The sequence below is a fragment of the Pantoea hericii genome, from assembly GCF_014155795.1.
GTDB lineage: Bacteria > Pseudomonadota > Gammaproteobacteria > Enterobacterales > Enterobacteriaceae > Pantoea > Pantoea eucalypti.
This window is the reverse complement of record NZ_SCKV01000004.1, coordinates 463072-469128: the sequence shown is the minus strand read 5'-3', so window position 1 is coordinate 469128 and position 6057 is coordinate 463072. Positions and strand designations below refer to the sequence as shown.

General features: G+C 51.7%; 6 protein-coding genes and 1 tRNA gene. 4 read left to right on the top strand and 3 right to left on the bottom strand.

Annotated elements, in window-relative coordinates:
* Positions 1 to 695 precede the first annotated feature (695 nt).
* Complete coding sequence (locus tag H7K52_RS11850) at positions 696 to 1487, top strand: endonuclease/exonuclease/phosphatase family protein (RefSeq protein WP_033762764.1); 792 nt, start codon at positions 696 to 698, stop codon at positions 1485 to 1487.
* A gap of 110 nt (positions 1488 to 1597) precedes the next feature.
* Here H7K52_RS11850 and mltD read toward each other — a convergent pair whose 3' ends face one another.
* A complete protein-coding gene (mltD, locus tag H7K52_RS11845) occupies positions 1598 to 2974 on the bottom strand; it encodes a murein transglycosylase D (RefSeq protein ID WP_182630071.1) in 1377 nt (458 codons plus the stop codon).
* A gap of 71 nt (positions 2975 to 3045) precedes the next feature.
* Positions 3046 to 3801, bottom strand: coding sequence for a hydroxyacylglutathione hydrolase (gloB, locus tag H7K52_RS11840; protein WP_003852545.1), 756 nt, complete (start codon positions 3799 to 3801; stop codon positions 3046 to 3048).
* Between the two features lie 42 nt (positions 3802 to 3843).
* On the opposite strand from gloB, the gene H7K52_RS11835 reads away from it, so the two are divergent.
* Positions 3844 to 4581, top strand: coding sequence for a class I SAM-dependent methyltransferase (locus tag H7K52_RS11835; protein ID WP_003852547.1), 738 nt, complete (start codon positions 3844 to 3846; stop codon positions 4579 to 4581).
* On the opposite strand, the gene rnhA is transcribed toward H7K52_RS11835, so the two are convergent.
* Positions 4563 to 5030: a ribonuclease HI gene (gene rnhA, locus H7K52_RS11830; RefSeq protein ID WP_003852549.1), complete on the bottom strand. Its 468-nt coding sequence runs from the start codon at positions 5028 to 5030 to the stop codon at positions 4563 to 4565. The two genes, H7K52_RS11835 and rnhA, sit on opposite strands and share 19 nt — an antisense overlap.
* Before the next feature lie 51 nt (positions 5031 to 5081).
* Between rnhA and dnaQ the strand changes: the two genes are divergently transcribed.
* Together dnaQ and H7K52_RS11820 are read left to right on the top strand one after the other, a co-directional pair.
* Complete coding sequence (gene dnaQ, locus H7K52_RS11825; protein WP_003852550.1) at positions 5082 to 5813, top strand: DNA polymerase III subunit epsilon; 732 nt, start codon at positions 5082 to 5084, stop codon at positions 5811 to 5813.
* A 134-nt stretch (positions 5814 to 5947) separates the two neighbouring features.
* Positions 5948 to 6024, top strand: a tRNA-Asp gene (locus H7K52_RS11820).
* The last annotated feature ends 33 nt before the right edge of the window (positions 6025 to 6057 follow it).

Here is a 6057-nt window from a genome sequence, read left to right as displayed (position 1 = left end):
TTGGTTAGAATACCTGCCTGTCACGCAGGGGGTCGCGGGTTCGAGCCCCGTCCGTTCCGCCACTTAATTGGAAAGCCCTGACTTAACGGTCAGGGCTTTTTCCATTGCAGCTAAATCAGCCCGGGAAGTTCGCGCACTGATTCCCATCGATCTGCAGGATCATGTTAACGACAGCTGATAATCTGAACATAAAGCAATATCCCGTTGTCGATTCCACCATTACGAATGTGTTCGGTTAAACGCCGACAATGCCAGCCTCTTAAGCGTTCACATACGCTGTCGCTGCTCAGCTGTCCACTCAGTAAGAAAACGATAAAAGCCCGCACACAGGCTGGCTCACCCCAGTGTCGTAGCAGTCAACCGCATTAAGGCGCATCCCGACCGGCAGACGTAGTGACTGCAACGGTGCTCCCTCCGCCACTTCACAATCGATCATAAAGTCCGAAAGACGGCTAATATCCTTACCCAAAGACAGAGCTGATTAATTGTCTGCCCACTGACAGGGCTCAATGATGATAAAGACAACATCGCCTCCCGATCTGCCTCGATTTGCTTAGCGAGCGTAAAAGGGCTGCTTTATGCTGGAAATGCGTGATGAATTCCGACATTCACCTGCATCCATTGAAACCCCGGTCTAGAATCCCTATAACAGACAGGTGTTAACTGTATTTTTGAATCATCAGCCAGGCGGGAAAGTGCGCAAAAAAACTTATGCAATGCGATATGTAGCAGGACAACCAGTGGAACAGATCTTTCCACCTGGCGCGATGCTCCATCTCGGTCAGGCACTGCCTCCCGGCGCCCCGTTGCCAGCGCATCCAAACCTCAAGGTCCTGGTATGGAACATCTTTAAGCAGCAACGCGCGGATTGGATGTCAGTACTGGAAGGATTTGGTAAGGATGCACATCTTGTATTACTGCAGGAGGCGCAGACCACACCTGAACTGGTGGAGTTTGCGACCAGTAACTATCTGGCTGCCGATCAGGTGCCCGCGTTTGTGCTGCCTCAGCACCCCTCTGGAGTGATGACACTTGCCTCTGCGCACCCGGTCTATTGTTGTCCGTTACGTGAGCGAGAACCTCTGCTGAGGCTGTCAAAATCGGCACTGGTCACGGCTTACCCTCTGCCGGCCGGTGATATGCTGATGGTCGTCAACATCCATGCGGTTAACTTCAGCCTCGGTGTGGACGTTTACAGTAAACAGCTGGGACCTATTGGTGAGCAGATTATGCACCACCAGGGACCGGTAATTATGGCCGGTGATTTTAATGCATGGAGCCGTCAGCGCATCAATGCGCTCTACCGGTTTGCACAGCGGATGAAACTGGAAGAAGTCATGTTTACTGCCGACCATCGTCGTAAAGCGTTTGGCCGCCCGCTGGATTTCGTCTTCTATCGCGATCTCAGAGTGAGCGAAGCATCCGTACTGGTCACGCGCGCGTCCGACCATAATCCGCTACTGGTGGAGTTCAGTTCAGGACGTTAGTAAGAGACATTAAGGCTGCCAGCAGAAGGCAAGGGAAGGGGAGGGGAATGCGTAAACGGCGGCAGATGCATAAAAGAAAAAGGCTGACAATTGTCAGCCTTTTCAACGTATCAGGTATCAGGGGTTGCGTTATTATTCACAAACAGCGTTAAGTTATCGCCGGGTTGAATATCTTTCGCATTGTCCAGCACACTGTTCCAGCGCATCACGTCTTTAATATTGACGCCGTGATGACGGGCAATACTGTCAAGAGAATCACCCTTACGAACACGGTAGGTGATGCTGTTGCCGTTATCAGCCAGTCGGGTGACATTCGAACCGATAGTCAGAGTCTGACCCGGTCGGATATCAGCACCGCGCAGGTTGTTTTCCTGCTTCAGTGTCGAGACGCTGACGCCAAGTTTAGCGGCGATACCAGAAAGCGTATCCCCACGTCGCACTTTATACCCGCCACTCGCGCTGGCTTTTGCAAGCTGCGTCGGCTGTACTGCTGCGATGTCACCGGAAGCCAGTGAGTTACGCAGTTTAGCGACGTTCGACTTCGGCACCATAATATAGTGCGGGCCGTTTGGCGCTGTTGCACCGCCTTTGTAGCCGGTATTGAAGCTCTTCAGTTTCGTGAGCGACATACCTGCCATTTCGGCAGCCTGCGTCAGCTGTATCTGCTGACCCACTTCCACTCGCGCCAGAGCACGACTTTCATTAGGTGTCGGCAGTTTGATACCGTAACGCTTGTTATTTTTGAGCAGTTCACTCAGAGCTAACATTTTAGGCACATACACGGTTGTTTCGCGTGGCAGCGATAAATGCCAGAAGTCAGTCGGCTTACCGAGCGCCTTGTTCTGCTTAATCGCTTTAAGCACACGTCCTTCACCACTGTTATAGGCGGCGATGGTTAATAACCAGTCACCGTCAAACATAGTGTTAAGACGCTGCATCATATCCAGCGCAACTTTCGTGGATGCGACCACATCACGTCGCCCATCGTAATACTGGTTTTGTTTCAAACCATAGTTTCGACCCGTAGCTGCAACAATCTGCCAGATGCCAGCGGCATTGGCGGATGACGTTGCCCGGGGGTCAAAAGCGCTCTCCACTATGGGTAGCAGTACCAGTTCCATCGGCATTTTACGTTTCTGTATCTGCTCGACTATCCAGTACATGTACGGCTCTGCCCGTAATGTTACATCGTGGAGATAGCTCTTATTTTTTAAAAATTTTCTTTTTTGTTCGCGGATTGCCGGGTTTTCCGGAATCCCCATCTTCAACTCGTCACTAATGAAACTCCAGAGATCTGCGTCTGCTGCGAGGCCAGTTCCATCTTCCTGCCATCGCGGCGACAAAAACTCGTCTCCGTACTTTCCATTTTCACCTTGACCAGCTGAAGACAGACTCTGTGCATGCTGTTCGGGAATATTGGCATCGTTCCTGGACGCCTGACATCCCACCAGCAAGACTGAGGCGAGTAATATCGCTTTAGCCTTCATATGTGTGTCAATAGTTCGCTTAAAAGACGAGCAACTATACGTGACGACTTTTCACAACACAACCCGAAAAATCAAAAAGCGTCTTTCTTCTCGCGTAGAACAGCAAATGTATGCCATAGCGGTTCATCAGAAACATTAACGTTTAAAGCGCGTTGTAAATCAACGTCTTGCGAACGGAGAAATAAATTAATTGACCGTTCGTGCGCCAGTTTTACAGGCAGACTAATGCCATTTTCAGCGCGTAAGTCCTTAATTTTCTGATATTCGGCCATTATTTGCGGGTCATGAGGCAGAATAGCCGCAGCAAACTTCAAATTGGATAAAGTATATTCATGCGCGCAACAGACTAAGGTTTCTCCTGGTAGCTGATTAAGCTTTTGAAACGAATCATACATTTGCTCTGCTGTGCCCTCAAAAAGGCGTCCACAGCCACCCGAAAAGAGGGTGTCGCCGCAGAAAAGATAAGGCGCACTGTAATATGAGATATGTCCTAAAGTGTGACCAGGAGTGTGGATCACGTCGAAAGTCAGCCCCAGAACCGTGACTTTATCCCCTTCGCTGACGATCGTTCTGGCTCCTTTGGCCTCGGTTTCCTGAGGGCCGTACACCTCCAGTTGCGGGAAATGCTCACACAGGGTTTTCACTCCACCGGTATGATCGTTATGGTGGTGAGTCAGCAGGATGGCGACCGGCTCCCAGCCGTTGGACGCCATTTTTTCTAACACCGGTTGGGCTTCGCCGGGATCGACAATCAGGCATTTACCTTGATCATCCGTCAGTGCCCAGATGTAGTTGTCCTGCAACGCAGGAATACTGGTAAGATTCATCATCACCTCTCGCAGGTCGTAGTAAAAGGAAGAGCGTAAAGCATGAAGCCCGCTAAATCACGCCAGATTCTGAACGCTCCGCTGTCATGGCGCGATATGCCGTGGGGAGAGTATTTCCGCGACGCGTTAACGCAGCAGCTTCAGCCTTACCTCGGAAAGCTATATGGCTTTCATATGCTTAAGCTTGGCAATCTCAGCGCAGAAATCAACACAGAAAATTGTGCTATTTCACATCAGGTCAATGTGGGCAGTAAAGGTGAGCAGTTGCAGGTGCTGGCCGACCCGATGCAGTTGCCGTTTGAGTCGAAGTCGGTGGATGCCTGTCTGATGGCCCATACGCTCGCCTGGAGCCAGGATCCTCATCGGGTATTGCGCGAAGTGGACAGGGTGTTAATCGATGATGGCTGGATGATCATCAGCGGTTTTAATCCCTTCAGCCTGCTTGGCGTGAGCAAAATGGTGCCGGGATTAACTCGCAAGGCGCCGTGGAGCGGACGGATGTTCAGCCAGATGCGGTTGCTCGACTGGCTGGGGCTGCTGAATTATGAAGTGGTTTATCGCACCCGGTTTCAGGTGCTGCCATGGCATCGACAGGGCGGGAAACTGATCAGCGCCCACTTACCGGCCCTGGGCTGCCTGAATATTGTTGTGGCACGTAAACGCACCTTCCCGCTGCTGCCGACACGGGCAAAGAAGAGCCTGAGTACCAGCAAGATCCGCCAGACGGTCAACGCGACGCGTCAGTTCCGCAAGGCAGAGGATCAGGACTCGGCTTTATAACCGATATCTTCAAAGGCAGGGTTTTCAGCTGCAGTGCGGGCCAGCACGTCGCAGCGTTCATTTTCCGGATGTCCGGCATGCCCTTTAACCCACTCCCACTGAATTTTGTGGGTGCTGAGTGCTAAGTCGAGACGCTGCCAGAGATCGACATTCTTTACTGGCTTTTTATCGGCGGTTTTCCAGCCACGCTTTTTCCAGTTATGAATCCAGCTGGTGATTCCCTGGCGCACATACTGACTGTCGGTGCTGAGCACCACATCGCAGGGTTGAGTCAGCGCTTCAAGCGAAACAATCGCCGCCATCAACTCCATCCGGTTATTGGTGGTAAGGTGATAGCCCGCGCTGAACGTCTTTTCATGCTGACCGTAGCGTAAAATCGCACCATAACCGCCGGGACCGGGATTTCCGAGGCAGGATCCATCGGTGAATATTTCTACCTGTTTGCGCATCTCTGGTAGACTTCCTCTCAAAAACGCTAAGTCTGACATAAAACGGGTCTTATGAGCACTGCAAATAACCGCCAGATCGTTCTCGATACTGAAACCACCGGCATGAACATGATCGGGGTACATTATGAGGGGCACCGCATCATTGAGATTGGTGCGGTGGAGGTGATTAACCGTCGCCTGACCGGCAACAATTTTCATATGTATCTCAAGCCCGATCGGCTGGTCGATCCTGAAGCCTTTGGTGTCCACGGGATTGCAGATGAATTTCTTGCCGACAAGCCCGCGTTCAGCGAAATCGCTGATGAGTTTCTCGACTACATTCGCGGTGCTGAATTAGTCATTCACAACGCACCGTTTGATATCGGCTTTATGGACTACGAGTTCTCAAAGCTGAACCGTGGCATTGAGAAAACCGAAACCTTCTGCAAAATTACCGATAGCCTGGCGCTGGCGCGTCGTATGTTTCCCGGCAAGCGTAACAGCCTTGATGCGCTCTGCTCGCGTTATGAAATAGACAACACCAAGCGTACTCTGCACGGCGCACTGCTCGATGCCGAGATTCTGGCGGAAGTCTTCCTGACCATGACCGGTGGTCAGACGTCGCTCTCGTTCTTATCGGAAAGTGAAAGTGCCCGTGAGGCTCAGGGAGAGAGCATTCAGCGCATCGTCCGTCCCGCCTCTGCACTGCGCGTGGTCACGGCCAGCGAAGAGGAAGTGGTTGCCCATGAGTCCCGTCTGGATCTGGTGATGAAAAAGGGTGGCAGCTGTCTGTGGCGTGGCTGAATGGCCTGTTTTTGTGGATAAAATCAACGCCAAGCTGAAAAAAACAGCAAACGATTTATTCACCTGGAAAAAGCGTTGACGCCGTAACAACCTGCCATTACTATGCGCCTCGTTCTCGACGGGGAACAAAGCGCGGAGCGGTAGTTCAGTTGGTTAGAATACCTGCCTGTCACGCAGGGGGTCGCGGGTTCGAGCCCCGTCCGTTCCGCCAATCTCTTTTAAAAAGCCGATTCAGAAATGAATC

Bases quoted from the DNA above. Each gene is read 5' to 3' on its own strand.
- mltD (WP_182630071.1), bottom strand. From the start codon at position 2,974: ATGAAGGCTAAAGCGATATTACTCGCCTCAGTCTTGCTGGTGGGATGT.
- gloB (WP_003852545.1), bottom strand. From the start codon at position 3,801: ATGAATCTTACCAGTATTCCTGCGTTGCAGGACAACTACATCTGGGCA.
- H7K52_RS11835 (WP_003852547.1), top strand. From the start codon at position 3,844: ATGAAGCCCGCTAAATCACGCCAGATTCTGAACGCTCCGCTGTCATGG.
- rnhA (WP_003852549.1), bottom strand. From the start codon at position 5,030: ATGCGCAAACAGGTAGAAATATTCACCGATGGATCCTGCCTCGGAAAT.
- dnaQ (WP_003852550.1), top strand. From the start codon at position 5,082: ATGAGCACTGCAAATAACCGCCAGATCGTTCTCGATACTGAAACCACC.